The sequence below is a fragment of the Paracoccus sp. L-17 genome (genome assembly GCF_056857655.1).
On the sequence record NZ_JBSXNM010000032.1, the window covers coordinates 51633 to 77587 of the forward strand.

Here is a 25955-nt window from a genome sequence, read left to right on the forward strand (position 1 = left end):
CGACAACATGACACGGCCCGCACCGATGGTGCGGGCCGCTTTCAGAAACATGAAACCGTTCAACAGGTTAGTGGGACAGCCGGGTAATTTCTTCCTTGATGCGAAGCTTCTCGCGCTTCATCGCGGTAATTTCGAGATCGCTGGACCCAGGACTTTTCTGTGCCCTCTCAACGGCATCCGAAAGGTTCTGGTGCTTTCTGCGAAGTTCCTCGACATGGGAAGTAACCGACATTGCGTCCTCCTCTAAAGGTTGTGTCGAACAGGGACGATTGCAGCACAGCTTTTCGATTCTGTCACGGGACTTTCGCAAATAGTTCCGCAATCGGCGCGCCTTCGCGAAGAACCGCCTGCGCGGCCGGGGTCAGGTCTTCGCGATCGGCCGAGTGGCGGTCTGACTGATGCATCACGAAGGGCGCAAGCAAGCGCAGCGGCGCGCGCGCGCCCTTGCGGGCGACGACAAGGACGCGCCCGGCCTCGCGACCCCGCCGGGCGGCGATGGGCAGGATCGTCAGCCCGCCCGCGCGCTGATCCAGCGCGGCAACCAGCCCCGCCAACCGGTCGGATCGCTGGATCAGCGTGATCCGCCCGCCCGGCCGCAATCGACGCAGGCCAGCGTCGATCCATGCCCGCAGCGGCGCATCCTCGTGGCGCGCTTCGGCCCGACCGGGTTCCGCGGCGGCTGTGCCACCCAGGAAATAGGGGGGATTCGCGATGACGTGATCGAAGCTTTCGGTACGCAGTCCCGACGGCATCCGCATCAGATCGCCCACCACGACCCGCATCGCGATGCCGTTCCGCGCGGCGTTTTGCCGCGCCAGTTCGGCGTAAACCCCTTGCCGTTCCAGCCCGGTCAGCGCCAGGTTCGGCACCCGCCAGCCCAGGCACAGGCTGGCGATTCCCGCCCCGCAGCCCAGCTCCAGCACCGATTGCCCCGCCTCGGCCGGGCAGGCCGCCGCCAGCATCACCGCATCGGCGCCCGATCGATAGCCCCGGACAGGCTGTGCAAGCCGCAAACGCCCGTCCAGAAAGCCGTCTTCGCGCGTATCACTCATCCAGACCGGCGTTGCGCATGATCGCGCGGGCCATGAATTCGTCTCGGTCCGCGACCATCAGGCGGCGTGGCAGCACCCCGATCGAGCCTTCCAGAACGCTCATGTGCTGGTCCAGTTCGAAGGTCGGAATGTCCTCGGCCTCCAGCAGCGCCACGGCGTGCGAGATTCGGACAGGATCGGTGCTGCGAAAAAGCTCTTTCATGGGTCAGACGATAGGCGGCGGTTGCGCAATTGTCGATGGCATGGCAATGCGTTGGGCCAGAAACGGGATATGGCCATGGGTGTGAACGAAAACGTCCAGAAACCGCTGGACCGTCTGGCCGAGGCGCTGGCGTCCGAGATGGAGGCGGTGAACGCCCTGATCCGGCAGCGCATGGCCAGCCGCCATGCGCCGCGCATCCCGGAAGTGACCGCGCATCTGATCGAGGCGGGCGGCAAGCGGCTGCGCCCGATGCTGACACTGGCGGCGGCGAAACTGGCGGGATATGACGGGCCCTACCATGTTCATCTGGCCGCGACGGTCGAGTTCATTCACACCGCCACCCTGCTGCATGACGACGTGGTCGATGAAAGCCGGCAGCGGCGCGGCCGGCCCACCGCGAACCTGTTGTGGGACAACAAGTCCTCGGTCCTCGTGGGTGATTATCTCTTTGCCCGCAGCTTCCAGCTGATGGTCGAGCCCGGCAACCTGCGCACGCTGGAAATCCTTGCCAATGCCAGCGCCACCATCGCCGAGGGCGAGGTGCTGCAACTGACTGCCGCGCAGGATCTGGGAACCGATGAAAGCGTCTATCTGCAGGTGGTGCGGGGCAAGACGGCGGCGCTGTTTTCGGCGGCGACCGAAGTCGGCGGCGTGATCGCCGGCGCGCCCGAGGCCCAGGTGCGGGCGCTGTTCGACTATGGCGACGCCCTGGGGATCGCCTTCCAGATCGTTGACGACCTCCTGGATTACGGCGGCGCGACCGAGACGATCGGCAAGAATGTCGGTGACGACTTTCGCGAACGCAAGCTGACCCTGCCGGTGATCAAGGCCGTCGCCAGCGCCGATCCCGCCGAGCGGGCCTTCTGGGCGCGGGTGATCGAGGCTGGCGACCAGCACGATGGGGATCTGGAGCAGGCCCTGCGCCTGCTGGACCGGCACGGTTCGATGCGGGCCGCGCGGGCGGATGCGATGGACTGGGCCGAGCGCGCGAAATCGGCACTGGCAGAGCTGCCCGATCATCCGGTCCGGGACATGCTGTCGGATCTGGCGGATTTCGTCGTCAGCCGCGTCGCCTGAGCGTTTCGTCCGCATTTTCCGGCACCGCCCGCAGAAGCCTCGGGGACGGACGTGACAAAAGGGCGGGCCGCTTGCGCAACCCGCCCTTTCGGGGAAATGCCCCGGCCTATTTGGCCTGGACGAAGTCGGGATAGGCCTCCATCCCCATCTCGGAGATGTCGAGACCGGTGATCTCGGCATCCTGGCTGACACGGATCCCGCCGAACGCCCTGAGCGCCAGCCACACGACCAGGCTGACGCTGAAGACGAAGGCGCCGATGGCCACGATGCCGATGATCTGGGTGACGAAGCCGGTGTCGGGGTTGGTCGCCGGGACGATCAGCGTGCCCCAGATCCCGGCGATCAGGTGAACCGGGATCGCACCGACCACGTCGTCGATCTTGAATCTGTCCAGCATCGGAACCGCCAGGCAGGCAAGGGTGGCGCCGATGCCGCCGATCAGGACCGCGGCGAAGATCGACGGCGTCAGCGGCTCGGCCGTGATCGAGACCAGACCCGCCAGCGCGCCGTTCAGCACCATCGTCAGGTCGATCTTGCCATAGGCCAGCTGGGTGACGATGATTGCGGCCACCGCCCCGGCCGAGGCGGCCATGTTGGTATTCACGAAGATACGGCTGACATCGGCGGCATCGTTGACCGAGCCGATGGACAGTTGCGAGGCGCCGTTGAAGCCGAACCAGCCCAGCCACAGGATGAAGGTGCCCAGCGTCGCCAGCGCAAGGTTCGATCCGGGCATCGGCTGCATCCGCCCGTCGGCGCGATACTTTCCGGCCCGCGCGCCCAGAACCAGCGCCCCTGCCAGCGCGGCCCAGCCGCCGGCGCTGTGAACCAGCGTCGAGCCGGCGAAATCCGAAAAGCCCATTTCCGACAGGAAGCCGCCGCCCCATTGCCAGCTTGCCTGAACCGGATAGATGAGGCCGGTCAGCACGACGGTGAAAACGAGGAAGGAGTTCAGTCGCACCCGCTCGGCCAGGGTACCCGATACGATCGAGGCGGTCGTGGCACAGAACATGAGCTGGAAAAAGAAATCCGATCCGGCCGAATAGCCGTCACCGGCGACCCCTGCCCCGACCGGATCGATGGTCTTGGGGCTGAAGATCTCACCGACGACGCCCGGCACGGTCCAGTCGCCGGGATACATCAGGTTATAGCCGATCAGCCAGTACATGATGCCCGCGATGCCGAACAGCGCGATGTTCTTGAAAAGCTGGGTGGTCACGTTCTTGGATCGGACCAGCCCGGCTTCAAGCATGGCAAAGCCGGCCGCCATCCACATGACCAGAAAACCGCCGATCAGAAACAGCAGCGTGTTGAAGATGTAGACGACGTCCGCGCTGACCGCGGCCGCCACCTCGGCCGGGGCCGCATCCTGCGCCACGGCAGGCAGGGCTGCCAGGGACGCAAGCGTCGCGATGAGCGGGAGGGACTTTTTCATCTGTTTACCTCACTTCCGTGCCGCAGCCGCCGGACGGGCTGCCATCCGGCCTTTGATCGGAAATTCCGGGGCTTCGGCACAAGGCGGCGCGCTGCCCGGCGCCGGCAGAAATATCGGCTGCCTCAAAATTGGCGTTGCCGGCTGCCCAAGGCCCAAGAAACGGGCAGATTGCGTTCGGCGCCGCGGCCCGCTGCCCGTCACCTGTGCATGTTCGCGGATTTTGCCGCGTCAGGCGGCGGTCGCGGCAAGTTCCCGGACGAGCCGGGCTTTCGGCGGCAAGACACCGCCCCTTCACGGATTGGTCAGGAGAATTCCCTCTGCCCGATTCTTGCTGTATGCTGATGGCCAACTTGGCCGGAGAAAGAACCGGCAGGGCAGTCAAGCAGGCATCTGGACCACATGAAACGACCGACCGGCACCCCGAAGCGCACGGGCAAAAGCCCTGTTGCCGACAAGCGCAGTTCTCCCAAGGCCGCAGCGGCCTCGAAATCGGCCGTGCGCCGGCACAAGCCGAACCAGCGCAAGCGGGGCAATGTCGTCGTGCGGGCCGTCGCGGGCACGGTCTGGCTGTTCTGGCGCATCCTGTGGGGTTCGTTCTGGCGGCTGACGATGGTGGTTCTGCTGATCATCGGCGGGGCCTCGGCCTATTATTATGCGGGCCTGCCCGACGCGAAGGAATTGTTCGACGCGCGTGCGCGCGGATCGGTCACCATGCTGGATCGCGAGGGCCGCGTCTTTGCCTGGCGGGGCGAGACATTCGGCACCGTCACCGGCGAGAAAACCGCCCCGGTCCTGCGCGATGCGGTGGTCGCGACCGAGGACCGTCGATTCTACAGCCATCTGGGCGTCAGCCCGCGGGGTATCGCGGGCGCGATCCGGATCAACCTTGCCGAAGGCCGCGGTCCGCTGGAAGGCAATGGCGGTTCGACCATTACCCAGCAGGTGGCCAAGCTTTTGTGCCTCGGCGAGACATTCGATCCGATCCGCTGGAAGAACGAGGCCGAATTCGAGGCCAGCTGCCGCGTCGGCAGCCTGTGGCGCAAGGTCAAGGAGGTCCCCTTCGCCTTCGCGCTGGAGGCCAAGTATTCCAAGCAAGACATCCTCAACATCTACATGAACCGGTCCTATCTGGGGGCCGGCGCGCGCGGCTTCGAGGCGGCGAGCGAGCGGTATTTCAACAAGCCCGCAACCGATGTGACCCCGGCCGAGGCCGCGATGCTGGCCGGGCTGCTCAAGGCTCCCAGCTATTTCGCGCCGACCGCCGATCTGGAACGCAGCCAGGGTCGGGCCGATGTGATCCTGGATCTGATGAAACAGCAGGGCTATCTGAACGACAAGCAATATGCCGAAGCCAAGGCGAATCCGGCGGTCCTGTCCAAGGCGGCGCAGGCCCGCGCGGGCGGCTATTTCGCCGATTGGGTCATGGATTCGGGCCCCGGTTTCCTGACCAGCGAGACGACCGACGACATTACCATCAAGACCACCTTCGATCAGGACATCCAGCGGGCGGCCGAACGCGCACTGAAACGGATTTTCGACGAGAAGCTGGGCGGCAACAGCAAGGCCGAGGCCGCCGTCGTGGTGATGTCCGCCGATGGCGCGGTGCGCGCGATGATCGGCGGTCGCGACAACACCGTGAACGGGGCCTTCAACCGCGCCATCCAGGCCAAGCGGCAGACCGGGTCCAGTTTCAAGCCCTTCGTCTATGCCGCGGCGCTGGAGGCGGGATATTCGCCCTCGGACATCATTGAGGACGGGCCGATCACGATCCGCATCCCCGGCGGAAAAAACTGGTCGCCAAAGAACTATACCCGCCGCTTCTATGGTAACGTGACGCTGGAGACGGCGCTGAAGAACTCGCTGAACACCGCGACGGTCCGCCTGCAAGAGATCGTGGGACGCGATGCGGTGCGCCGGGTGGCCAGTGATTTCGGCATCGTCAGCAACCTGACCACAAGCCCCTCGCTGGCCCTTGGCGCCTCCGAGGCCACGCTGCTGGAACTGACCGGTGCCTATGCCGGGATCCGCAATGGCGGCACCTCGGTCGCGCCCTATGGCCTGGTCGAATTGTCCATCAAGGGCGACGACCAGCCGCTGATGGGGCAGCTGGGCGGCCTGGGCCAGCGGGTGATCAGCCCGCGCGCGGCCGGTCAGCTGATCTACATGATGCAGCAGGTGATCGATTCGGGCACCGGCAAGCGGGCCAAGCTGGGCTCGCGCCCGGCCGCCGGAAAGACCGGCACGACCAGCAGCTACCGCGACGCCTGGTTCGTTGGCTTTACCGAACAATATGTCGTCGGCGTCTGGATGGGCTATGACGACAACACGCCGCTGAAGGGCGTGACAGGCGGCGGATTGCCGGCCGAGATCTGGCAGGCGGTGATGACCGATATTCACGAAGGTCTGCCCGAACTGCCGCTGTCCACCGTTTCGCCCGATGGCAGCGGGGTGATCATGTCCCAGGGCAATTCGACGCCGAAAGTGGTCACTTCGGGTTCTGCCGATGATCCGCTGGCGGCGGCGCTGGCGGGCGTGATGAACAGCGTCGAGGGCAGTAGCCAGCAGCGCGGCCGAATCATTGGCGCGGCCCCGACCGAGGTGGGCGGCAGCGCGCCACAAACGCCGGGCAGCTCGACCTCGGCCAATTCAGACGACGCTCTCAGCCGCGCCCTGAACGGCATCCTCGGCGGCAATTGACATCGCGTCCCGGCCCGCGGGCGATTGCTGACAAGCCCCGCCATTCAGGCGGGGTTTCGTTATTCCGGCTCGGTCGAGGGGCTGCGACGCGGCCATGTGTGCACCGGCCGCGAATGGGTGGTAATCGCCTGGAAGTCGCAAGCGTCCGGTCACCGATCCAGCCACGTCGCGGCCGCGCGGCGGCTTTGGCTGTCATCCGCGCCGCAAGGCCGCCAGCGCCGCCTTGCACAGGCCAAGGTCCAGCCAGCGGCAACCGGCGCAGATCCGGTCCAGATCAGCGGGCAGCAGTTCCGATGCGCGGCGCTGCGCCTCGGACCAGGGTATACGCTGACCCGGCGCGATGCCCAGGGCTTCTGCGTGGCGCCGGTCCAGCCCGTCGATCCTGGTCTGCATCCGGCAACCGGTCCCGCGGCGCGAGGGACAGGGTCCGCAGATCGCATCCGCGCCCTGGGTGAAGACGACCTCGGTCGCGGGATCGGCACGAAGTCGCTGCACCACGATGCGGTCCATGTTCCGCGTGAAATCCGGCGAATAGCCCTTGCCCTGCCAGCCGATCGCGCACAGCACATGATGCGGGCGCAGCGAAACGGCCCCGGATCCGCTCCGGGGCCGTTCGTTGTCCTGGCAGGGTTCAGCGGTCGTCAAGACCGACGTAGTCCCGCCGGTCCGCACCGACATAAAGCTGGCGCGGCCGACCGATCTTGTTCTGCGGATCGCTGATCATCTCTTTCCATTGGGCGATCCAGCCGACGGTCCGCGACAGCGCGAAGATCGGCGTGAACATCGAGGTGGGAAAGCCCATCGCGGACAGGATGATGCCCGAATAGAAATCGACGTTCGGATACAGCTTCTTCGAGACGAAGTATTCGTCCTCCAGCGCGATCTTCTCCAGTTCCTTGGCGACCTGAAGGGTCGGATTGTTCTGGATGCCCAGAAGGTCCAGAACCTCGTCCGCCGATTCCTTCATCACCGTCGCGCGGGGGTCGAAGTTCTTGTAGACCCGATGGCCAAAGCCCATCAGGCGGAACGGATCGTCCTTGTCCTTGGCGCGGGCAATGTATTCGGGGATCTTGTCCACGGTGCCGATCTGTTTCAGCATTTCCAGGCAGGCCTGGTTCGCGCCGCCATGGGCGGGCCCCCACAGGCAGGCAATGCCGGCCGCGATGCAGGCAAAGGGATTGGCGCCCGAGGATCCCGCCAACCGCACGGTCGAGGTCGAGGCGTTCTGTTCGTGATCGGCATGCAGCGTGAAAATCCGGTCCATCGCCTTGGCCAGCGCCGGATCGACATCGTATTTCCCGGCCGGGACCGAAAAGCACATGTTCAGGAAATTGCTGGCGTAATCCAGATCATTCTGCGGATAGACGAAGGGCTGGCCGATGGAATACTTATAGGCCATGGCCGCGATCGTCGGCAGCTTGGCGATCAGGCGGATCGCCGCGACCTCGCGCTGCCAGGGATCAGAGATGTCGGTCGAATCGTGGTAGAAGGCCGACATTGCGCCGACCACGCCGACCATCGTCGCCATGGGATGGCTGTCGCGGCGGAAGCCGCGGAAGAAATTGTGCATCTGTTCATGCACCATCGTATGATGCGTGACACGATGTTCGAAATCGCTGAGCTGTTCGACGGTCGGCAATTCGCCATAGAGAAGCAGGTAGCAGACTTCCAGATAATGCGATTTCTCGGCCAGTTGCTCGATCGGGTAGCCCCGATACCACAATTCGCCCTTGTCGCCGTCGATGAAGGTGATCGTGGAATCGCAGCTTGCGGTCGAGGTGAAGCCCGGATCATAGGTGAAAACGCCCGCCTCGCCATACAGCTTGCGGATGTCCAGAACGTCCGGCCCCTCGGTCGGGGACAGGATGGGCAGCTCGTAATCGGAATTGTCGATCAGCAATTTGGCGGTCTTTGTCTCGGCCATCCAAAAGTCCTTTCCGGCTTGGCCGGGTCGTCCGCGCGCGAATATTCGGAAGACAACCCGGAATGTGAAAGCAGGGATCAGCCTGCCAATTCGGTCTGGTCCTGAAGCCGGGCCAGCGTTTCGTCGCGGCCTAGCGCCATCATCATGTCGAACACGCTGGGGGTCGCAGTCCGGCCGGCCAGAGAAGCGCGCAGGGGCGCCGCCAGCTTGCCCAACCCGACGCCGTTTTCCTCGGCGACAGCCTTGGCCGCCTTCTCCAGCTCGTCTCGCTGCCAGCTAGCATGCTGCAGCGCGGCAGTCAATGATTTCAGCATACCACGGGATACCGGGTCCAGCATCCCGGTCGCCTTGTCATCCATCCGGACCGGGCGGTCGATCAGCGCAAAGTGCCCCTGTTCCAGCAATTGCGGCAGGGTCCGGGCCTTTTGCTTCAGAGCCGGCAGGACCGGTCGCAGCCGCTCCTGGTGGCGCGCGCTCAGCGGGGCGGCGCCGGTATCGGCCAGATAATCCCCAAGCGCCTGCATCAGGACGTCATCCTCCATCGCGCCGATATGATGGCCGCTGACATGTTCCAGCTTTCTGAAATCCAGCCGGGCGGGCGCGCGCCCGATCCCGGACAGATCGAACCAGTGCCGTGCCTGCGCGTCATCGAACAACTCGTCATCGCCATGGCTCCAGCCCAGACGCGCCAGGTAATTGCGCATCGCCCCGGCCGGATAGCCGAGCGTCGCGAATTCGTGCAGGCCAACCGCGCCGTGGCGTTTCGACAGTTTCTTGCCATCCTCGCCATGGATCAGCGGGATGTGGGCGAAAACCGGCCGCTTCCAGCCCATCGCGTCGAAGATCTGGATCTGGCGGGCGGCGTTGGTCAGGTGATCGTCGCCCCGGATCACATGGGTCACGCCCATGTCGTGATCATCCACCACGACCGCCAGCATGTAGGTCGGGGTTCCGTCGCTGCGCAACAGCACCATGTCGTCCAGCTGATCATTGGCCACGCGGACCGGGCCCTGCACGGCGTCCTCGATCACCGTCTCGCCGGTCTGCGGAGCCTTGAGGCGGATCGCATAGGCAGCATCCGGCAGGTCGGTCGCGTCGCGCCACGGGCTCTTGAAAGGCTCGCGCGGATGCGCCTCGCGCCAGGCGGCGATCTCGTCGGGGGTGGAATAGCACCTGTAGGCCGCGCCACGCGCCAGCATGTCACGCGCAACCTCGGCATGGCGGTCCTTGCGGGCAAACTGGCTGAGCGGTTCGCCATCCCAGTCCAGGCCCAGCCATTCCAGCCCCTTCAGAATCGCGTCCGTCGCCTCGGGGGTGGATCGCGCGCGGTCGGTATCCTCGATCCGCAACAGGAACCTGCCACCCCTGCCGCGCGCGAAAAGCCAGTTGAACAGCGCCGTCCGCGCGCCTCCGATATGCAGATAGCCGGTCGGTGACGGGGCAAATCGGGTGACGATCGGGGCTTGTTCGGACATGGGAAAACTTTTCGCTGGTCAATCTCGGGGCGGACAGGGCTGCGTTAACACTTTGGTAAGTGCCGCCGTGCCAGGGTCGTGAGGCAGAGATAGAGAAGCCATCGCGAAAGGACAAGAATGCGCGCCGCAGCGGGGCCCGGCCCTGTTCCGATCCTCTCCGCGCCCGCGGCCGCGCTGCCGGGACTGACCCGGGCCCGCTCCAACGCCGCCGCGCCTGCCGACATCCGCCGCCCCCGTCCGGCGGCGGCCAGTCGCGCGGGATTGTTTCCCTGGGTGCCGGTCTGCCTGTCGCTGGGGATCGCGCTGTGGTTCGCCTGGCCCGCCTTGCCCGGAACCGGGTTCTGGATCATCGCCGGAGGTCTGGGGCTTGCCGGATTCGTCGCGGCCCGGCTGTCTCAGCCGCTGGCCGAACGCGGACGAATCGGCTGGGCGTTCAGCGACGGTTTGCGGATCGGCGGCATGGCGATCGTGCTGGTCGTGGCGGGGGCCGGACTTGCCGGAATTCGCTCGGCCCATGTCGCGGCGCCGGTTCTGGAATGGCGCTATTACGGACCGGTCGAGGGACGGCTGGTCGAGATCGACCGATCCGCCCGCGACCGTATCAGGCTGACGCTGGATCGCGTCGTGCTGCGCGACGTGTCGCCCGCGCGGACACCCGGCAAGGTGCGGCTGTCGCTGATGGACATGGCGGCCGGGGATCTGCCGCCGCTGGGTCAGCGCGTCATGCTGACCGGAAATCTGGGCCCGCCCTCTGGCCCGGCCGCGCCCGGCAGTTTCGATTTCCGCCAATATGCGTGGTTCGAGGGGTTGGGCGCCGTCGGCTACAGCCGCACGCCGGTCATGGCCGTGGCCGCCCCCGAAGGCGGCCTGTGGTGGATGCACCGCGCCCGGATCGCGATAAGCCGGGCGATGCAGGACCGGATCGGCGGACAGAAGGGAGCGGTGGCCGCCGCCCTGATGACCGGCGACCGCTCGGGCATCGAAGAGGCCACGAATGCGGTGATGCGCGCCTCGAATCTCTACCACATCATCTCGATCTCGGGTCTGCATATGGGAATGCTGGCGGGTTTCGTCTATGGCGCGCTGCGGATGGCGCTGGTGGCGGCACAGGGCATCGGGATGATCTGTGGCTGGCCCGTGCACAAGATCGCGGCCGGTGCGGCGATCGCGGCGGCCTCGGCCTATCTGTGGCTTTCGGGCGGCGGCGTCGCCACCGAACGCGCCTTCGTGATGGTTGCCGTCATGCTGGGCGCGATTCTGGCAGACCGGCGCGCGATCTCGTTGCGGACGGTGGCGCTGGCGGCGACGATCATCCTGATCCTCAGCCCCGAATCATTGATTTCGCCGGGCTTCCAGATGAGTTTCGCGGCCACCATCGCACTGATCCTGACCTATGGCCCGTGGTCACGTCTGGCACCGCGCCTGCCCTTCTGGCTGCGGCCCTTGTTGATGTTGCTGGTCTCGTCCTTCGTCGCGGCCATGGCGACCTCGCCCCTTGCGGCGGCCCATTTCAACCGCATGGCGCAATACGGCCTGCTGGCGAATCTGCTGGCGGTGCCGGTCATGGGCACCCTGGTCATGCCGGCCGGGGTCATCGCGGCGTTGCTGGCCCCGATCGGGTTGGCGGGACCGGCCCTGTGGATCATGGGCCTGGGCACCGACTGGATGCTTCGCGTGGCCGAATTCGTCGCCGGACTGGACGGGGCCGTCACCGCTGTCGCGGCACCGCCCGCCCCGGTGCTGCCGCTGATGGGGTTCGGCGCGGTCGCGGCGGTCCTGTGCTGGCGGCGGGATCTGGCCGCGTCCCGGCCCGGCCCGTTGGCCGCGGGTCTGGTCGCGGGTCTGCTGATGCTGGCGGGATCGGCCGCGTTGTGGCTGACAGCCGCGCGCCCGCAGATCCTGATCGCAGCCGAGGGCGAGGCTGTCGGGCTGATGACGCCATCGGGCCGGGCGGTGTCGAAACCTTCGGGCGGATCCTTCATTGTCAGAACCTGGCTGCTGGAGGATGGCGACACCGCCACACAAGAGGAATCGGCCGCGCGTCCGGCTTGGCAGGGCGACAGACGCGACCGCCAGGCGGTTGTGACGGCAGATTGGCAGGTTCTGCATTTCACCGGCAAGGGATCGGGCCGGCGCGCGCTTGCGGCCTGCCGCCCGAACCGCATCGTCGTGGCCAGCGAACCGATCGAAGGTCTGCCCGAGGTGCCGCCCTGCCTGGCCTTCGATCCCCGAAGGCTGCGGCAAAGCGGAGCCGTTTCCATCGACATGAAGACCGAGGGGCCAAGGATCACGGCCGCGTCAGGGCGCCGCCCTGCGCCGAACTGAGCCCGGCACAGACCAAGGGATGATTGTCCGATCCGTGGCCGCGCGCTAGCCTGATCTCGGGAAGGAGAAAGCGATGCGCCACCTTGTGCTTGCTGCCCTCTTGACGCTGCATCCGCTATCCATCGCCGCCGAGCCGCTGGCGATTCTGCCGGTCAAGCTGCTGGACACGTCGAGAGAGCCCGGCGATCAGGGCGTGGCGCACGAGGCGCGGCTCTTGTTGCTCGCCGATGTTCTGAAGGCCGAGACGAAGGGAGCGATTCTGCTGGACGCGGCGGCGATAGCCGATTGCCAGCCGCAGACCACCGCCTGCCTGCTGGACAAGGCCCGCGCGACCGGGGCCGACCGGGCGCTGTTCGTGGTGGTGCAGAAGACCAGCACGCTGATCTTGCAGATTTTCGCCAATCTCGTCGATGTCGGGACGGGCGACCTGATCGTCAGCCGCAACCTGAATTTCAGGGGCGACAATGATGAAAGCTGGCGCCGCGCGGCCCGCTTTCTGGCGCGGCAGTTGCGCGATGCCTCGAACTAGCCGCGGGCGGCGGATTCCAGCGCGGCGATGTCGATCTTGCCCATCGCCATCAGCGCCGGCCAGACCCTGCCTGCCTCCGATCCGGTGATCAGCGCCATCGCCCGGCGCGGGACGATCTGCCAGGACATGCCGAAACGGTCCTTCAGCCAACCGCATCGCGATTCCGCCCCGCCATCCGCGATCAATGCCGCCCAGAGCCGGTCGGTCTCGGCCTGGTCCTCGGTCATCACGCGGATCGAGGCGGCCTCGGACAGGGTGAAATGCGGCCCCCCGTTCAATGCCATGTAGGGCGTGCCGGCCAGCGTGAAATCGACCGCCAGAACGCGTCCCGCCGGCGCCATGTCCTGTTCCTCGATATAATGGCTGACGTCGACGATGCGGCTGTCGGGCAGCAGCGAGACATAGAATTCCGCCGCTTCCATCGCCTGATGATCGAACCAGAAACATGTCGCAACCTTGCGGTTCATCGCTGCTCTCCCGTCGCCAGGTGTCCGCCATCGGTTCCAGGGGATTCCCGATCACCAATGTTTCGCTGCGCGCGTCACAGGGATTTCGCCAGCGCCTCCAACTGGTCGGCGGCTCTGCCCCAGCCTTCGTGAAAGCCCATGGCCTCGTGTTCCTTCAGCGTCTCGGCGTTCCAGTGCATGGCGCGGGCGATATAGCGGGTGCGCCCCTCGCCGGCATCGTCCAGCACAGCCTCGGAGGCCATGAAGGGTTTGCCCGCCGGACGCCAGCCGGGCGTGAAGGCGTCGGTCGAAACCAGCTTGCGCCCCTCGACCACTTCCAGGAACACGCCCATCGTGGGAAACTCCTCGCCGTCAGGACCGTGCATCACGGTCGAGAATTGCCCACCCGGACGCAATTCCAGAACCGCATCGGTGACATGCCACGGCCTGGGGCAGAACCATTGTTCCAGCAGGTGCGGATCGGTCCAGCAGCGCCAGACAGCCTCACGCGGGGCGCCCATCACGCGGTCCAGAACCAGTTCGAATTCGGCGTCCTTCATGTGGTTCTCCCTTCGGGTGGTGTTGAAAACAGCAACCTCAGATAGCGTTGCAGATGATCGACGCTGTCTCTGGCGACCGAGGGATCATCGGCAGCCTTGGCAAGGATGAACGCCCCCTGCAATACCGCCTGCATATGGGCGGCAAGGCTGGCGGGGCTGATACCGGTCAGGCCGCGGGCCGCCATCGCGGCGGCGATGTCCGGCTCCAGCGTGGCGGCGTGGCCGAAGATCGAAGCGGCGCAGGCGTCGCGAATCGCCGGATGCAGGTGAAACGCCTCTTGTGTCATGGTGCCTGCGAGGCAGGTGAAGGCCGCGGGATCGCCGGCGATGATGTCGCGGCGAAAATCGACATAGGCCAGCACCCGGTCCAGCGGGTCGTCATGGTCGTGATAGGGCGCGGCTTCGAACAGCGACCCGGTCATCTCGGTCCAGTATTCCGCCGCCGCCACGCCCAGGGCCTCCTTGCTGGCGAAATGGTGAAAGAACGCCCCCTTCGTCACACCCGCCGCCCTGCACAACTGATCGACACTGGTCGCGGCAAAGCCCTGTGCCCGGACGATGTCGCGCGCCGCCTCCAGCAGCCTTGTCCGCGCATCGCCCCGATCCGGATCATGCCGTGTCTTGCGTCCCATGTCCTGAATATACCAACCGGTTGGTATCTACGACAAGAAAAAATTTCGCTCTGGTTTCAGGGTCAATCAGCCTCGTCGCAGGCCGATCTGGTCCAGGGCAGCGTCGATCTCCGACCGTGAAACGCCTTTCATTTCGGCCACGAGCGAATCGAACCGGCGACGCAGCGCGACCTTTTCCTCGCCCCGGCAATCGTTCCACGGCCGACCCTGCAAGGCCATGTGCAGCACGTAATAGCCGATGAAATGCGGCCGCCCGCCCGCGACCAGCAGCGCGCGATAGGCCTCGTGCGCGCCGATCCGGCGCAGGCTGGCTGCGTCGGCCACCCCTGCGGCGGTCAGCGCCCTCGCGGTCGCGGGGCCGATATTGCCGATAGTGACGAGATCGCTGTCCATGGCCGCCTTTCCAAGACCCGCCCTTTGCTGTATCAGCACCCGGATTCCAAGGACAGCATGACATGAGCGACAAGGCCAGCACCGCGCCGGTGAAAAAACTTTTCATCAAGACCTATGGCTGCCAGATGAACGTCTATGACAGCCAGCGCATGGCCGAGGCGATGGGTGCCGAAGGCTATGTCCTGACCGAAGACCAGGCCGACGCCGACATGGTGCTGCTGAATACCTGCCACATCCGCGAGAAGGCGGCCGAAAAGCTGTATTCCGATCTGGGCCGCCTGAAGCCGTTGAAGGCCGAAAAGCCGGACCTGACGATCGGCGTGGCGGGGTGCGTGGCCCAGGCCGAGGGCGAGGAGATCGTGCGCCGGATGCCGCTGGTCGATCTGGTCGTCGGGCCGCAGACCTATCACCGCCTGCCCGCGATGGTACGGGGCCAGGCGCCGCGAATCCTCACCGACTTTCCTGCCGAGGACAAGTTCGACCACCTGCCCGCCCCCCGCGCCACCCGCCGCGCACCTGCGGCCTTTTTGACCGTGCAGGAAGGCTGCGACAAGTTCTGCGCCTTCTGCGTCGTCCCCTATACCCGCGGCGCCGAAGTCAGCCGCCCCGCCGACCGGATCCTGCGCGAGGCCCGCGACCTGGTCGCGCGCGGCGTCCGCGAGATCACGCTGCTGGGTCAGAACGTCAATGGCTGGCACGGCACAGGCCAGGACGGGCGCGAATGGGGCTTCGGGCGGCTGATCCGGGCTCTGGCCCAGACCGACGGCCTCGACCGCATCCGCTATACGACCAGCCACCCCAACGACATGGCCGACGACCTGATCGCCGCGCATGGCGAGGTGCCGCAACTGATGCCCTATCTGCATCTGCCGGTGCAGTCGGGCAGCGACCGGATCCTGAAGGCGATGAACCGCAGGCATACGGCCGATCATTATCTTCGCCTGATCGACCGCATCCGCGCGGCGCGGCCCGACATCATCCTGACCAGCGATTTCATCGTGGGCTTTCCCGGCGAGACCGAACAAGACCACGCCGACACGCTGCGCCTGATCGAGCAGGTTGGCTTCGGCACCGCTTTCAGCTTCAAATATTCACCGCGTCCCGGCACCCCGGCCTGTGAACGGCCCGAAATCGACGCGGCGGTCGCCGATGCCCGCTTGCAGGAATTGCAGGCACTGCTGGCCCGTCAACAGAAGGTGGCGCAGCAGGCCATGGTCGGTCGCAGGCTTGGCGTCCTGTTCGAAAAACCGGGCCGCCTGCCGGGCCAGATGGTTGGCAAGTCGGATTATCTGCATTCGGTTTTCGTGGACGCGCCCAATGCCGCCATCGGTGATCTGGTTCAGGTCGATATCGTCGAATCCGCACCGAATTCCCTGCGCGGCGTTCTGGCCGCATAGCTCGCCAGCATTGCCCGTCTTTCCACGGCGGGATTTGACGCCGATCAAGGCAAGGCGCAGGCTGTCCTGATACCATCCGAATCCAACCCGGAAGGAGATGATGATGGGCTACAAGACGATCCTCACCGTGCTGTCCAGACCGACGCAGATCAGCCTGCTGGACGATGCCGAAACACTCGCCACGCGCGAGGACGCGCATCTCGACATCCTTTGCCTCGGCGTCGATCTCAGCCAGGCGGGATATTACTTTCCCGGCGGCACGCCCTATGCTTTTCAGGAAGCGCTTGACGCCGCGATGGAAGATGCCGAGGCACTGGAACAAAAGGTCCGCGACCATCTTGCATCGGCCAGCGATCTGCGCTGGTCGGTCGATACGGCGGTGGTGCAGATGGGGGGCGTCACCAGCCTGGTCGGCGTGAAGGCGCGGTTTTCGGACCTGACGGTTCTGTCGCGCCCCTATGCCGAAGACGCGCCCGGAGAGGCCGAGACCGTGATCGAGGCCGCGCTTTTCGAGGGCGGCTGCCCGGTTCTTGTCCTGCCCAAGCCCGGCGTTCCGGCCCAGCCTCCGCGCCGCATCCTGGTCGCCTGGAACCAGTCGACCGAGGCGCTTGCGGCCGTGCGGCGCGCCCTGCCGATGCTGCAGGCGGCCGACAACGTCGAGATCACCATCGTCAATCCGCGCGGCGGCGGCCCCGAAGGCACCGATCCCGGCAGCGCGCTGACGCGGATGCTGACGCGGCATGGTGTCCACGCCGAAATCGCCGTCCTCGCCCGGACCGGCTCGGCGATCAGCGAGGAACTGGATCGCCGCGCGGCCGAAATCGGCGCCGAAATGATCGTGATGGGGGCCTATGGCCATTCCCGCTTTCGCGAGGCGATCCTGGGTGGCGCCACGCGCAACATGCTGGAAAAGGCGACAATCCCGGTTTTCATGGCCCGATAGGGCCGATGCAGCCGGCGGGCGATGTCGCGCACCATCGCCCCGAGCCATAACAAGAAAGGCGGCCTCTCGACCGCCTTCTTCGGTGTTCAAATACCCCGGGGGTCCGGGGGCTGGCCCCCGGTCATCGCGGGACGAGAAAAACGCCTCAGGCGAATTTCAGGTTCGTCGCCGATTCGCGGCCGTCACGGCCGGCTTCGATGTCGAAGGTCACGGCCTGGCCGTCCTGCGGATGGGGCAGACCGGCGCGTTCGACCGCCGAGATGTGCAGGAACACGTCCCGCTTGCCGCTTTCCGGCTGGATAAAGCCGAAGCCTTTGGTGGAATTGAACCATTTCACGGTGCCATTGGCCATCGTGATGTCTCCTGTCATTTGCCGCCCGCGAGATTGCGACGGCCCGGCCGGTCAGATCAACTCGAAGACTGAAGCCGCAAGACGGGAGACAGATCGAAGCAGAGATAACATAGCGGATTTCATATAGTGGATCGCGAAGCATCGCGCAAGCACCCTCGATTCCAGACCGATCGGGGATGGTCACTGAAACGGGCCTCGGGCTGGGATGGTCAGCGACCGCGCGATCTGCGGCCGCCGGATCATCCGCCTGTCCTGACATGGGCAACCGCAGGTCCGGATCAATGCGCCTCGGCCCAGGTCGCGCCGTGCCCGGCATCGACGACCAGCGGCACCGACAGCCTGATCACGGGCTCGGCCGCGCCCTCCATGACGGTGCGGGCGGCGGCGATCAGGTCGTCGATCGCGCCCTCCTCGACCTCGAAGACCAGTTCGTCATGGACCTGCAACAGCATCCGCGCCGGCAGATGGCCGATGCCATCCGGCATCCGGATCATGGCACGGCGGATGATGTCGGCGGCAGCCCCCTGAATGGGCGCGTTGATCGCCGCGCGCCGCGCGCCGCCCGCGGCCGGCCCGGTCTGGTTGATTCCGGGCGTGTTGATGCGCCGCCCGAACAGCGTCCGCACGCTGCCATCTGATTTCGCGTCGGTCACGGTGCGATCCATATAGGCGCGGATTTCCGGGAATCGCTCGAAATAGGTGTCGATGAAGCTTTGCGCATCCGCCCGCGGAATGCGCAGGTTGCGCGACAGGCCGAAGCCCGAAATGCCGTAGATCACGCCGAAATTGATCGCTTTTGCCTGCCGGCGGATCATCGGGTCCATGCCTTCGACGGGCACGCCGAACATCTGGCTGGCGGTCATGGCGTGAATGTCGATGCCGTCCCGGAAAGCCTGTTTCAGCGCCGGGATGTCGGCGACATGGGCCAGGATTCGCAACTCGATCTGGCTGTAGTCCAGGCTGACCAGCCGATGCCCCGGCGCGGCGATGAAGGCCTCGCGGATGCGGCGGCCCTCCTCGGTGCGCACGGGAATGTTCTGCAGATTGGGGTCGGTCGAGGCCAGCCGCCCGGTCTGCGCCCCGGCGATGGAATAGCTGGTATGGACCCGCCCGGTTTCCGGGTTCACATGGCCCTGCAGCGCGTCGGTATAGGTCGATTTCAGCTTGGCTATCTGGCGCCAGTCCAGGATCCGGGCGGGCAGGTCATGCTCAACCGCAAGATCCTCCAGCACGTCGGCGCTGGTGGAATAGGCCCCGGTCTTGCCCTGCTTGCCGCCAGCCAGGCCCATCTTGTCGAACAGGATCTCGCCCAATTGCTTGGGACTGCCGACATTGAAGCTCTGGCCCGCGAGATCGTGGATCTCTTCCTCAAGCTGCGCCATCTTCTGAGCAAAGGCATTCGACATCCGCTTCAGATGGTCTCCATCGACGCGGATGCCGGCCATCTCCATTTCGCCCAGAACGGCGACCATGGGGCGCTCCAGCCTTTCGTAGACGGTCGTGACCCGCTGGGCCGGCAGCATCGGCGCGAAATGCCGGAACAGACGCAGGGTCACATCGGCATCCTCGGCCGCATAGGGCGCGGCCTTGTCGATCGGAACCTGCGAGAAATTGATCTGCGCCTTGCCAGAACCGATCAAGCCCTTGATCGGGATGCATTTATGGCCAAGATAGCGCTCGGCCAGCTCGTCCATGCCATGATTGTGGGTGCCCGCGTTCAGCGCATAGGACATCAGCATCGTGTCGGCGATGGGGTCCATGCGGATGCCGTGGCGGGCCAGAATCTTCCAGTCGTATTTCAGGTTCTGCCCGATCTTCAGGATCGCAGCATCCTCCAGCACCGGTTTCAGCACCGCCAGCACCTGATCCAGGGCCAATTGTCCATCGACCAGCGCCGATTGCCCGAACAGATCGTCGCCCCCCGCGACATGGCCCACCGGGATATAGCAGGCCTGTCCGGGCGCGACGGCCAGACAGATCCCGGCCAGATCGGCGCGCATCTCGTCAAGGCCGGTGGTTTCGGTGTCGATGGCGACCTGCCCGACTTCGCGGATCGCCACGATCCAGCGGTCCAGCGCCGCCATGTCGGTCACCGTCTCGTAGCTGGCGGGATCGATCGCCGGCATCTCGGGCGCGGCGGCCACGTCCGAAGGCGGCGCGGACACGACCGGCGGCGCCTCGGCCCCCAACCGTTCGGCGACGCGCGCGGTCAGGGTGCGGAACTCCATCTCGGACAGGAATCCCAGCAGCGTCTCGGCATGAGGATCCCGCACCTCCAGGCTTTCCAGCGTGAAATCCAACGGCGTATCGCAATCCAGCGTCACCAGCCGTTTCGAGATGCGGATCTGTTCGGCATTCTCGATCAGCGTCTGGCGGCGCTTGGGCTGCTTGATCTCGTCGGCGCGGTCCAGCAGGGTTTCCAGATCGCCATATTCCTGGATCAGCAGCGCGGCGGTCTTGATGCCGATGCCCGGCGCGCCGGGCACGTTGTCCACCGCGTCGCCCGCCAGCGCCTGCACATCGACGACCCGGTCGGGGCCGACGCCGAACTTTTCCCTCACCTCGTCCGGGCCGATCGGCTTGCCCTTGATCGGGTCCAGCATCTGCACGCCATCGCCCACCAGTTGCATCAGATCCTTGTCGCTGCTGATGATGGTGACCGAACCGCCGGCATCCCGCGCCTTGCAGGCCAGCGCGGCGATGATGTCGTCGGCCTCGTAGCCTTCGGTCTCGATGCAGGCGATGTTGAAGGCGCGGGTGGCGTCACGGGTCAGCGGGAATTGCGGGCGCAGATCCTCGGGCGGATCGGGGCGGTTGGCCTTGTAGGCGTTGTAAATCTCGTTGCGGAAGGTCTTGGCGGAATGGTCGAAGATCACCGCCGCATGGGTTGGCGCATCGCTGCCATGTTCGTCGGTGACGTATTTCCACAGCATGTTGCAGAACCCCGCGACCGCGCCCACCGGCAGCCCGTCCGACTTGCGCGTCAGCGGCGGCAGCGCGTGATAGGCGCGGAAGATGAAGGCCGATCCGTCGATCAGATGAAGATTGCAGCCCTTGCCGAAAGCGGGCGCGTCCGAGGTCATGGCGGCATTCCTTTCGCGACAGTCGCGGCACCGTTCTGGCAGAAAGCCGGGCCGGGCGCAAAGGGGCGATCAGGCCGGCAGCCGCATCAGCAGGGCCTGCCCCGACCAGGCCCAGCCATAGCGCCCGCGCCCCTCCTCGACAAAGCCCAGACGGCGATAGAACCGCAATGCATCCGCGTTCCGGCCGCGCACCTCGGCCCGCAGGCCGGGGCGGGCCTGCCTGCCCGCCTCGGCCAGAGCGGCGCGGATCAGCGCGCGGCCCACCCCCTCGCCACGCGGCAGCGCCACGATACCGTCGATCACCAGCGCGGCGGTGGCGGGCGCGTCACGGTAGAACAGGCCGCCCCACCACGGCGCCCGGCGCAGGAAACCGCCCCCCGCATCGCGAAAGCCGGCCACGCCGACGACACGGCCGGTGGCGTTCAACGCAACGATTCCATGTCTCGCACAGACGCTGCGCGCCGTCAGCGCCGCGCGCGGACATGCGAAGTGGCGCCCCCACAGGGCGGCTGCCGCCGGCAGATGCGCCGCGGAAATCGGGCTTTCGAGGGTCACGGGTCGGTCTTGCGTCCGGTTGCGCGTCATGCAAGCAAGGTGGCGCGAACCGTCCGTGAATGAAAGTGCCATGGCACCTTTTCCCGCCCCAGGGCCGGCCCGCGGTGGCGGGGCCGGCAAAGCGCCGCCCCGGGCGCCGGCCGAGATTCGCGCGCTGGCCCGCAGCCCGCGCGCATCCTTCTTGCATGGCATGATCGCCACGACGCCGTTTCTCATCGTGGTCGTGCCCTTCGCGCTGCTTTTCGGGGTCATGTCGCAAGAGGCGGGGATGGATCTGGCGCAGACCATGGGCTTTTCGATCCTGGTCTTCGCGGGCGCCTCGCAATTCACCGCGGTCCAGTTGATCAGCGACCAGGCGCCCGCGCTGCTGGTGATCCTGTCGGGACTGGCGGTCAATCTGCGCATGGCGATGTATTCGGCCTCGCTGGTGCCATGGCTGCGCGGGGCTTCGGCCGGCAAGAAGGTGCTGATCGCCTATCTGCTGATCGATCAAAGCTTTGCCCTGTCCTTGCAGCACTACGAACGCCATCCCCGGCTGACGCTGCCGCAGCGTCTGGCCTATTTCTTCGGCAGCGCGACCCTGCTGTGCCTGCCCTGGAGCCTTGCGACATGGGCCGGCGCCACGCTGGGCCGCGCCATCCCGGATGACATCGCGCTGGATTTTGCCATGCCGATCACCTTTCTGGCCATGATCGCGCCGATGCTGCGCACGCCCGCGCATCTGGCGGCCTGCGGGGTGGCGATCGTGCTGGCGCTGGTCTTCGCGGGCCTGCCCTCGGGGCTGGGGCTGATGATCGCGGCCCTCGCAGGCATGGCGACCGGCGCGCTGGTCGAGACGGTCATGGAACGCGGAAAGGCGACCCAGGGATGAGCCCGGTCACCTCGGACCTGTCCATCTGGATCGTGATCCTGGCGCTCGGGATCGGGACATTCCTGATCCGCTGGTCCTTTCTCGCGACGCTGGGCGACCGCGATCTGCCGCCCATCGTCATCCGGATGCTGCGCTATACCGCCGTCGCGGTTCTGCCCGCGCTGGTCGCGCCGCTGGTGATGTGGCCCGCCGCGACCGGGGGCCAGCCCGAACCCGCCCGCCTGTCCGCCGCCGCGGTCACGATCGCCGTCGGCGTGCTGACGAAGAACGTGATCCTTTCGATCGTGGCAGGCGCGACGGTGCTGTTCGCGATGCTTTACGTTCTGGGATAGCCGGTAAGCACGCCGTTCTTCTGGCGGATCAGGACGTCATGGTTGTTGGCCGGGTCGCCGTCCTGGAATTTCTGCGACTGCACGCCCGGCAGGGTCAGGAACCAGTTGCGCAGCCTGATCGGCGAGAAACCGAAGGGCGCGCCTTCGAATCCCGGGACGCCGCGCAGCACGGCGCTGGTTTCGATCGCGCAGAACGCCTTGTTCGCGGCGCCGTTCTCCTCGGCCCGGCGAATCGCCAGGTCGGCGACCTCGCGGCTGACCGGAACCGTGTCCTGAGCGACCCAGAACGTGCTGCGGGCGTGATAATCGATATAGAACCGCTTGAAATTGTCGGTAATTCCATAAAGCACGTCATACCGTTCGGGGATCTGCGGATGGCTCCAGCTGCCGGCCGGATCATAGATCACCCGCTGGCTGCCATTGATCATCAGTGCCGAATGCCCGCCCTGGCCGCGCGGAATCCCGATCACGGTGAACAGCGCGATCGAAGGCGGCTCGGGCGAGACGTAGCGGGCAGCGCGCACCCGCTCGTCGCTGGCCCAGATGTTGTCGGCGCCGCAGGCTGTCAGAAGGGCCGGCAGCGAGGCCGCCAGGAAGACACGTCTTTTCATGGGGATTGGTTCCGAATGGTTCAGGCGTTGGTCAGCGCCATGAAGATCAGGGCGAGCAGCGACAGGATCACCACCCAGGTCGCGAAACGGATGAACCCGTGGAAGGTCGCCTGCTGCTGGCTGATATCCATCGAGCCGTGCTTGTGATCCTGATTGTCGTGTTCGCTCGCCATGTTCCCTGCTCTCCGCGATCTTTCCTGGTCCTGTCCTGCCATAGCGGATGCCCGCCGTCCTGTCACGCCCCCCAAAGGGTCGCACCCTGCCTTGTGCCGACGGCCCGGATCGCGCCCGATCGCCGCAGATGGTTCACATGCGCCACCGCCTCGACCAGCGCCAGCCCGTATTCCGCCGGACCGATGCGGCGCTTGAACAGGATGTCGAAACACTCGACCGCGCTGCGCGGCCTTTCTGCCAGCGCCTCGCGCATCCGCCGCAACGCGCCGTGATGGTTGTCGATCAATTGCCGCAGCCGGTCGGGCAGCCCGGTGAAGGGCAGCTTGTGGCCGGGCAGGACCAGGTGACCGGGCCGCGCCAGACCGGCCAGCCGGGTGCAGCTTTCCAGCCATTCGCCGACGGGATCGGCCTCGGGCTGGGTCGGATAGACGCCGAGATTGGGCGAGATCGAGGGCAGAAGCTGGTCGCCCCCGATCACCAGATCGTCATCCAGCGACCAGAGGGTCGCATGGCAGGGCGCATGGCCATGGCCCATCGCAACCCGCCAGCGCCGCCCGCCCACCGCGATCTCGTCTCCCTCGGCGATGCGCGTGAACCCGAGGGGCAGCGGATGGACGACATCGGCCGAGTTATAGGGCCGCTGCGCCGCGCGTTCGGCCAGCATCGCGGGCGGCATTCCGGCGCGGCGCCAAAAATCCAGCGCCTGCGGGCTGGGCCGTTCCTGCACGTCCAGTTGCAGCATCCGCGCCATCAGCCAGGCAGTGCGGCTGATGGCCAGTTCGGCGCCGTCGCGATCCATGAACCAGCCTGCCAGCCCGATATGATCCGGATGGTGATGCGTCCCGACCACCCGGTTGATCCGCCGCCCCGCCAGCGGACCAGCCCGCAGCACGTCCCAGATCGCGCGGCCGCGACCGGTGTCGAAGCCGGTATCGACAATCGTCCAGCCATCGCCGTCGTCCAGCGCATAGACATTGACGTGATCCAGCGCCATCGGCAGCGGCAGCCGCATCCACAGGATGCCCGGCGCGACCTCGACCGCCATGCCCTCCGCCGGGGGCTCCTGCCAGGGATAGTGGATCACGCGCCGAAATCGCCGGCAAGCGCCGCATCGCTGATCGCCGAGAGGTCGTCCAGCCCGGCCAGCGCCTCGGCCAGATCGCCCGAGTTGCGCGGCAGCACGCGGGCCATGAAGATCCGCGCCAGTGCCAGATGCGCCCCACCACCCGCCTGCGCCGCCCGCAGGTGATAGCACCCGCCCAGAACCCGCGCGAAGGCCGTCAGATAGGGCACGGCCCCTGCGAACCGGTCCGGCAGATCGCGGTCCAGCAGCGTCTGCGTCGCCTCGCGCAGGGTTTCGGCCGCCTGCCACAGGTCATTGGCCAGTCGCGGATGATCGGCCTGCGCCGATTTGGCGCAATCCAGCACCTCGTCCAGCAGGCGCATCGCCGCCTCGCCCTCGTCCGACAGCTTGCGCCCGACCAGGTCCATCGCCTGAATGCCGTTGGTGCCCTCGTAGATCGGCGTGATCCGCACGTCGCGCAGATATTGCGCCGCCCCGGTTTCCTCGATGTAGCCCATGCCGCCATGAACCTGCACCGCCTGATCGGCGACGCGGCAGCCGACATCGGTCCCGTAGGCCTTGGCGATCGGCGTCAGAAAGGCGGCGCGGGCGGCATGATCGCGCTCGCCGGTGGCGCGCTCCATGTCGATGGCGGTGGCGCAGGCAAGGCCGATGGCGCGGGCGGCAAAGATTTCTGCCCGCGCGGTGGCCAGCATCCGGCGCACATCGGGATGGGCGATGATCGGCCCCATCTGCTTGCGCTCGGCCGCATAGGCCACGGCCTGCTGCAAGGCCGCCTCGGCGACGCCGACGCCCTGCATCCCCACGCCCAGCCGGGCGCAGTTCATCATCGTGAACATGGCGGCCATGCCCTTGTGTTCGGCGCCGATCAGCCAGCCGGTCGCGCGCTCATAGGACATCACGCAGGTCGGGCTGCCATGGATGCCCAGCTTTTCCTCGAGGCTGACCACCTTCAGATCGTTGGCGACGCCGGGCTTGCCATCCGCGTCGGGAATGAATTTCGGCACCATGAACAGGCTGATCCCGCGCGTGCCGGGCGCCGCGTCCGGCAGCCGCGCCAGCACCGCGTGGCAGACATTCTCCGTCACATCGCTGTCGCCCCAGGTGATATAGATCTTCTGCCCGCTGATCGCATAGCTGCCGTCGCCGTTGGGTTCGGCCCTGGTGACCAGCGCGCCCACATCGCTGCCCGCGCCGGGCTCGGTCAGGTTCATCGTGCCCGACCATTCGCCGGAAATCAGCCTGGGCAGATACAGCGCCTTCATCTCGTCGCTGGCGTGATGTTCCAGCGCCTCGATCTGGCCCTGCGTCAGCAGCGGGTTCAATTGCAGCGACAGGCAGGCGCCGGACATCATCTCGGCCACGGCCATGTTCAGCGCCTGCGGCAGACCCATGCCGCCATGATCCGGGTCGGCGGCCAGCCCGATCCAGCCGCCCTCGGCAATGGCCGCGAAGCCTTCGGCAAAGCCGGGCGAGGATCGCACCCTGCCGTTTTCCAGCCGCGCGGGATGCTCGTCTCCGGCGCGGTTCAGCGGCGCCAGCACGGTCTGGGCCAGCTTGCCGGCCTCGGTCAGGATGGCGGTCGCGGTTTCCTCGCCAGCCTCGGAAAACCTTTCGGTCGCGGCCAGTTCGGCATAGGGGACGACATGGCGCAGGATGAACGAAATCTGCTCGACGGGTGCCCGGTAAGTCATCTGCCTCTCCCCCATTGCGCGCGCTTGGCATCGCCGCCGCGCGCGATTATCAGACTGAACCTGGCGGGCAGCATATCGGCCTGCCGGGCAGGCTCAACCGAAACCCCGCGTC

The 25955-nt window shown here is 66.3% G+C and carries 26 protein-coding genes; 8 read left to right on the forward strand and 18 right to left on the reverse strand.

Going from position 1 to position 25955, the window contains the following annotated elements:
• Positions 1–67 precede the first annotated feature (67 nt).
• The 3 genes from AC13CR_RS06460 to AC13CR_RS06470 all read right to left on the reverse strand — a co-directional run bounded on the left by AC13CR_RS06460 (position 68) and on the right by AC13CR_RS06470 (position 1254).
• On the reverse strand, positions 68–232 hold the full coding sequence (locus tag AC13CR_RS06460) for a YdcH family protein (protein WP_292959020.1): 165 nt from the start codon (positions 230–232) through the stop codon (positions 68–70).
• Between the two features lie 61 nt (positions 233–293).
• Entirely contained in the window at positions 294–1052 is a 759-nt protein-coding gene (locus AC13CR_RS06465) for a tRNA1(Val) (adenine(37)-N6)-methyltransferase (RefSeq protein WP_292959018.1), read from the reverse strand.
• Positions 1045–1254 carry a putative signal transducing protein gene (locus tag AC13CR_RS06470; protein ID WP_292959016.1) on the reverse strand — a complete coding sequence of 70 codons (210 nt, stop codon included), beginning with the start codon at positions 1252–1254 and terminating at the stop codon, positions 1045–1047. Before AC13CR_RS06470 ends, AC13CR_RS06465 begins: the two co-directional genes overlap by 8 nt.
• Positions 1255–1329: 75 nt before the next feature.
• Here AC13CR_RS06470 and AC13CR_RS06475 point away from each other — a divergent pair, with 75 nt between their 5' ends.
• Entirely contained in the window at positions 1330–2331 is a 1002-nt protein-coding gene (locus AC13CR_RS06475) for a polyprenyl synthetase family protein (RefSeq protein WP_292959014.1), read from the forward strand.
• Positions 2332–2437: 106 nt separating this feature from the next.
• Here the strand turns inward: AC13CR_RS06475 and AC13CR_RS06480 are convergent, their stop codons facing one another.
• On the reverse strand, positions 2438–3766 hold the full coding sequence (locus tag AC13CR_RS06480) for an ammonium transporter family protein (RefSeq protein ID WP_292959012.1): 1329 nt from the start codon (positions 3764–3766) through the stop codon (positions 2438–2440).
• A gap of 399 nt (positions 3767–4165) precedes the next feature.
• On the opposite strand from AC13CR_RS06480, the gene AC13CR_RS06485 reads away from it, so the two are divergent.
• Positions 4166–6463, forward strand: a complete 2298-nt coding sequence (locus AC13CR_RS06485) for a transglycosylase domain-containing protein (RefSeq protein WP_292959010.1) — start codon at positions 4166–4168, stop codon at positions 6461–6463.
• 192 nt (positions 6464–6655) lie between these two features.
• Here the strand turns inward: AC13CR_RS06485 and AC13CR_RS06490 are convergent, their stop codons facing one another.
• The 3 genes from AC13CR_RS06490 to gltX form a co-directional block, all read right to left on the reverse strand.
• Positions 6656–7108, reverse strand: coding sequence for a DUF1284 domain-containing protein (locus tag AC13CR_RS06490; protein ID WP_482900585.1), 453 nt, complete (start codon positions 7106–7108; stop codon positions 6656–6658).
• A complete protein-coding gene (gene gltA, locus AC13CR_RS06495) occupies positions 7095–8387 on the reverse strand; it encodes a citrate synthase (RefSeq protein WP_292959006.1) in 1293 nt (430 codons plus the stop codon). Before gltA ends, AC13CR_RS06490 begins: the two co-directional genes overlap by 14 nt.
• Before the next feature lie 77 nt (positions 8388–8464).
• Positions 8465–9862, reverse strand: coding sequence for a glutamate--tRNA ligase (gltX, locus tag AC13CR_RS06500; protein WP_292959004.1), 1398 nt, complete (start codon positions 9860–9862; stop codon positions 8465–8467).
• Between the two features lie 117 nt (positions 9863–9979).
• Here gltX and AC13CR_RS06505 point away from each other — a divergent pair, with 117 nt between their 5' ends.
• Both AC13CR_RS06505 and AC13CR_RS06510 read left to right on the forward strand, forming a co-directional pair.
• Positions 9980–12187: a ComEC/Rec2 family competence protein gene (locus tag AC13CR_RS06505; RefSeq protein WP_292959002.1), complete on the forward strand. Its 2208-nt coding sequence runs from the start codon at positions 9980–9982 to the stop codon at positions 12185–12187.
• 73 nt (positions 12188–12260) lie between these two features.
• Positions 12261–12716 (forward strand): DUF2380 domain-containing protein, encoded by a 456-nt coding sequence (locus AC13CR_RS06510; protein WP_482900586.1) that lies wholly within the window; start codon positions 12261–12263, stop codon positions 12714–12716.
• Here AC13CR_RS06510 and AC13CR_RS06515 read toward each other — a convergent pair.
• The 4 genes from AC13CR_RS06515 to AC13CR_RS06530 form a co-directional block, all read right to left on the reverse strand.
• Entirely contained in the window at positions 12713–13183 is a 471-nt protein-coding gene (locus tag AC13CR_RS06515) for a VOC family protein (protein ID WP_292958998.1), read from the reverse strand. The two genes, AC13CR_RS06510 and AC13CR_RS06515, sit on opposite strands and share 4 nt — an antisense overlap.
• 74 nt (positions 13184–13257) lie before the next feature.
• Positions 13258–13722: an SRPBCC family protein gene (locus tag AC13CR_RS06520; protein ID WP_292958996.1), complete on the reverse strand. Its 465-nt coding sequence runs from the start codon at positions 13720–13722 to the stop codon at positions 13258–13260.
• Positions 13719–14354 carry a TetR/AcrR family transcriptional regulator gene (locus tag AC13CR_RS06525; RefSeq protein WP_292958994.1) on the reverse strand — a complete coding sequence of 212 codons (636 nt, stop codon included), beginning with the start codon at positions 14352–14354 and terminating at the stop codon, positions 13719–13721. The genes AC13CR_RS06520 and AC13CR_RS06525 overlap by 4 nt, the downstream gene beginning before the upstream one ends.
• A gap of 66 nt (positions 14355–14420) precedes the next feature.
• Positions 14421–14747, reverse strand: a complete 327-nt coding sequence (locus AC13CR_RS06530; protein ID WP_292958993.1) for a TfoX/Sxy family protein — start codon at positions 14745–14747, stop codon at positions 14421–14423.
• Between the two features lie 62 nt (positions 14748–14809).
• On the opposite strand from AC13CR_RS06530, the gene miaB reads away from it, so the two are divergent.
• Both miaB and AC13CR_RS06540 read left to right on the forward strand, forming a co-directional pair.
• Positions 14810–16144 carry a tRNA (N6-isopentenyl adenosine(37)-C2)-methylthiotransferase MiaB gene (gene miaB, locus AC13CR_RS06535; RefSeq protein ID WP_292958992.1) on the forward strand — a complete coding sequence of 445 codons (1335 nt, stop codon included), beginning with the start codon at positions 14810–14812 and terminating at the stop codon, positions 16142–16144.
• Positions 16145–16247: 103 nt separating this feature from the next.
• Positions 16248–17087 carry a universal stress protein gene (locus AC13CR_RS06540; RefSeq protein WP_292958990.1) on the forward strand — a complete coding sequence of 280 codons (840 nt, stop codon included), beginning with the start codon at positions 16248–16250 and terminating at the stop codon, positions 17085–17087.
• 145 nt (positions 17088–17232) lie between these two features.
• Here AC13CR_RS06540 and AC13CR_RS06545 read toward each other — a convergent pair whose 3' ends face one another.
• From AC13CR_RS06545 to AC13CR_RS06555, 3 genes are all read right to left on the reverse strand, one after another.
• A complete protein-coding gene (locus AC13CR_RS06545; RefSeq protein ID WP_292959097.1) occupies positions 17233–17439 on the reverse strand; it encodes a cold-shock protein in 207 nt (68 codons plus the stop codon).
• A gap of 278 nt (positions 17440–17717) precedes the next feature.
• Entirely contained in the window at positions 17718–20522 is a 2805-nt protein-coding gene (gene polA, locus AC13CR_RS06550; RefSeq protein ID WP_292958988.1) for a DNA polymerase I, read from the reverse strand.
• A 69-nt stretch (positions 20523–20591) separates the two neighbouring features.
• Positions 20592–21077, reverse strand: a complete 486-nt coding sequence (locus AC13CR_RS06555; protein ID WP_293767471.1) for a GNAT family N-acetyltransferase — start codon at positions 21075–21077, stop codon at positions 20592–20594.
• A 190-nt stretch (positions 21078–21267) separates the two neighbouring features.
• Here AC13CR_RS06555 and AC13CR_RS06560 point away from each other — a divergent pair, with 190 nt between their 5' ends.
• On the forward strand, positions 21268–21948 hold the full coding sequence (locus tag AC13CR_RS06560) for an AzlC family ABC transporter permease (protein ID WP_292958984.1): 681 nt from the start codon (positions 21268–21270) through the stop codon (positions 21946–21948).
• The gene (locus tag AC13CR_RS06565) at positions 21945–22280 is read left to right on the forward strand and encodes an AzlD domain-containing protein (protein ID WP_292958982.1); all 336 of its coding nucleotides are present in this window, start codon (positions 21945–21947) and stop codon (positions 22278–22280) included. The genes AC13CR_RS06560 and AC13CR_RS06565 overlap by 4 nt, the downstream gene beginning before the upstream one ends.
• Here the strand turns inward: AC13CR_RS06565 and AC13CR_RS06570 are convergent.
• From AC13CR_RS06570 to AC13CR_RS06585, 4 genes are all read right to left on the reverse strand, one after another.
• A complete protein-coding gene (locus tag AC13CR_RS06570) occupies positions 22265–22891 on the reverse strand; it encodes a hypothetical protein (RefSeq protein WP_292958980.1) in 627 nt (208 codons plus the stop codon). The genes AC13CR_RS06565 and AC13CR_RS06570 overlap by 16 nt on opposite strands.
• Positions 22892–22911: 20 nt before the next feature.
• A complete protein-coding gene (locus AC13CR_RS06575) occupies positions 22912–23064 on the reverse strand; it encodes an aa3-type cytochrome c oxidase subunit IV (protein ID WP_292958978.1) in 153 nt (50 codons plus the stop codon).
• Positions 23065–23126: 62 nt separating this feature from the next.
• Positions 23127–24110 (reverse strand): MBL fold metallo-hydrolase, encoded by a 984-nt coding sequence (locus tag AC13CR_RS06580; protein WP_292959096.1) that lies wholly within the window; start codon positions 24108–24110, stop codon positions 23127–23129.
• Between the two features lie 35 nt (positions 24111–24145).
• Positions 24146–25843 carry an acyl-CoA dehydrogenase family protein gene (locus AC13CR_RS06585; RefSeq protein ID WP_293767474.1) on the reverse strand — a complete coding sequence of 566 codons (1698 nt, stop codon included), beginning with the start codon at positions 25841–25843 and terminating at the stop codon, positions 24146–24148.
• Positions 25844–25955 lie beyond the last annotated feature (112 nt).

Excerpts from the sequence above, each read along its gene's own strand:
- AC13CR_RS06460 (WP_292959020.1), bottom strand. The coding sequence starts at position 232 with ATGTCGGTTACTTCCCATGTCGAGGAACTTCGCAGAAAGCACCAGAAC.
- AC13CR_RS06465 (WP_292959018.1), bottom strand. The coding sequence starts at position 1,052 with ATGAGTGATACGCGCGAAGACGGCTTTCTGGACGGGCGTTTGCGGCTT.
- AC13CR_RS06470 (WP_292959016.1), bottom strand. The coding sequence starts at position 1,254 with ATGAAAGAGCTTTTTCGCAGCACCGATCCTGTCCGAATCTCGCACGCC.
- AC13CR_RS06475 (WP_292959014.1), top strand. The coding sequence starts at position 1,330 with ATGGGTGTGAACGAAAACGTCCAGAAACCGCTGGACCGTCTGGCCGAG.
- AC13CR_RS06480 (WP_292959012.1), bottom strand. The coding sequence starts at position 3,766 with ATGAAAAAGTCCCTCCCGCTCATCGCGACGCTTGCGTCCCTGGCAGCC.
- AC13CR_RS06485 (WP_292959010.1), top strand. The coding sequence starts at position 4,166 with ATGAAACGACCGACCGGCACCCCGAAGCGCACGGGCAAAAGCCCTGTT.
- gltA (WP_292959006.1), bottom strand. The coding sequence starts at position 8,387 with ATGGCCGAGACAAAGACCGCCAAATTGCTGATCGACAATTCCGATTAC.
- gltX (WP_292959004.1), bottom strand. The coding sequence starts at position 9,862 with ATGTCCGAACAAGCCCCGATCGTCACCCGATTTGCCCCGTCACCGACC.
- AC13CR_RS06505 (WP_292959002.1), top strand. The coding sequence starts at position 9,980 with ATGCGCGCCGCAGCGGGGCCCGGCCCTGTTCCGATCCTCTCCGCGCCC.
- AC13CR_RS06510 (WP_482900586.1), top strand. The coding sequence starts at position 12,261 with ATGCGCCACCTTGTGCTTGCTGCCCTCTTGACGCTGCATCCGCTATCC.
- AC13CR_RS06515 (WP_292958998.1), bottom strand. The coding sequence starts at position 13,183 with ATGAACCGCAAGGTTGCGACATGTTTCTGGTTCGATCATCAGGCGATG.
- AC13CR_RS06520 (WP_292958996.1), bottom strand. The coding sequence starts at position 13,722 with ATGAAGGACGCCGAATTCGAACTGGTTCTGGACCGCGTGATGGGCGCC.
- AC13CR_RS06525 (WP_292958994.1), bottom strand. The coding sequence starts at position 14,354 with ATGGGACGCAAGACACGGCATGATCCGGATCGGGGCGATGCGCGGACA.
- AC13CR_RS06530 (WP_292958993.1), bottom strand. The coding sequence starts at position 14,747 with ATGGACAGCGATCTCGTCACTATCGGCAATATCGGCCCCGCGACCGCG.
- miaB (WP_292958992.1), top strand. The coding sequence starts at position 14,810 with ATGAGCGACAAGGCCAGCACCGCGCCGGTGAAAAAACTTTTCATCAAG.
- AC13CR_RS06540 (WP_292958990.1), top strand. The coding sequence starts at position 16,248 with ATGGGCTACAAGACGATCCTCACCGTGCTGTCCAGACCGACGCAGATC.
- AC13CR_RS06545 (WP_292959097.1), bottom strand. The coding sequence starts at position 17,439 with ATGGCCAATGGCACCGTGAAATGGTTCAATTCCACCAAAGGCTTCGGC.
- polA (WP_292958988.1), bottom strand. The coding sequence starts at position 20,522 with ATGACCTCGGACGCGCCCGCTTTCGGCAAGGGCTGCAATCTTCATCTG.
- AC13CR_RS06560 (WP_292958984.1), top strand. The coding sequence starts at position 21,268 with ATGATCGCCACGACGCCGTTTCTCATCGTGGTCGTGCCCTTCGCGCTG.
- AC13CR_RS06565 (WP_292958982.1), top strand. The coding sequence starts at position 21,945 with ATGAGCCCGGTCACCTCGGACCTGTCCATCTGGATCGTGATCCTGGCG.
- AC13CR_RS06570 (WP_292958980.1), bottom strand. The coding sequence starts at position 22,891 with ATGAAAAGACGTGTCTTCCTGGCGGCCTCGCTGCCGGCCCTTCTGACA.
- AC13CR_RS06575 (WP_292958978.1), bottom strand. The coding sequence starts at position 23,064 with ATGGCGAGCGAACACGACAATCAGGATCACAAGCACGGCTCGATGGAT.
- AC13CR_RS06580 (WP_292959096.1), bottom strand. The coding sequence starts at position 24,110 with ATGGCGGTCGAGGTCGCGCCGGGCATCCTGTGGATGCGGCTGCCGCTG.
- AC13CR_RS06585 (WP_293767474.1), bottom strand. The coding sequence starts at position 25,843 with ATGACTTACCGGGCACCCGTCGAGCAGATTTCGTTCATCCTGCGCCAT.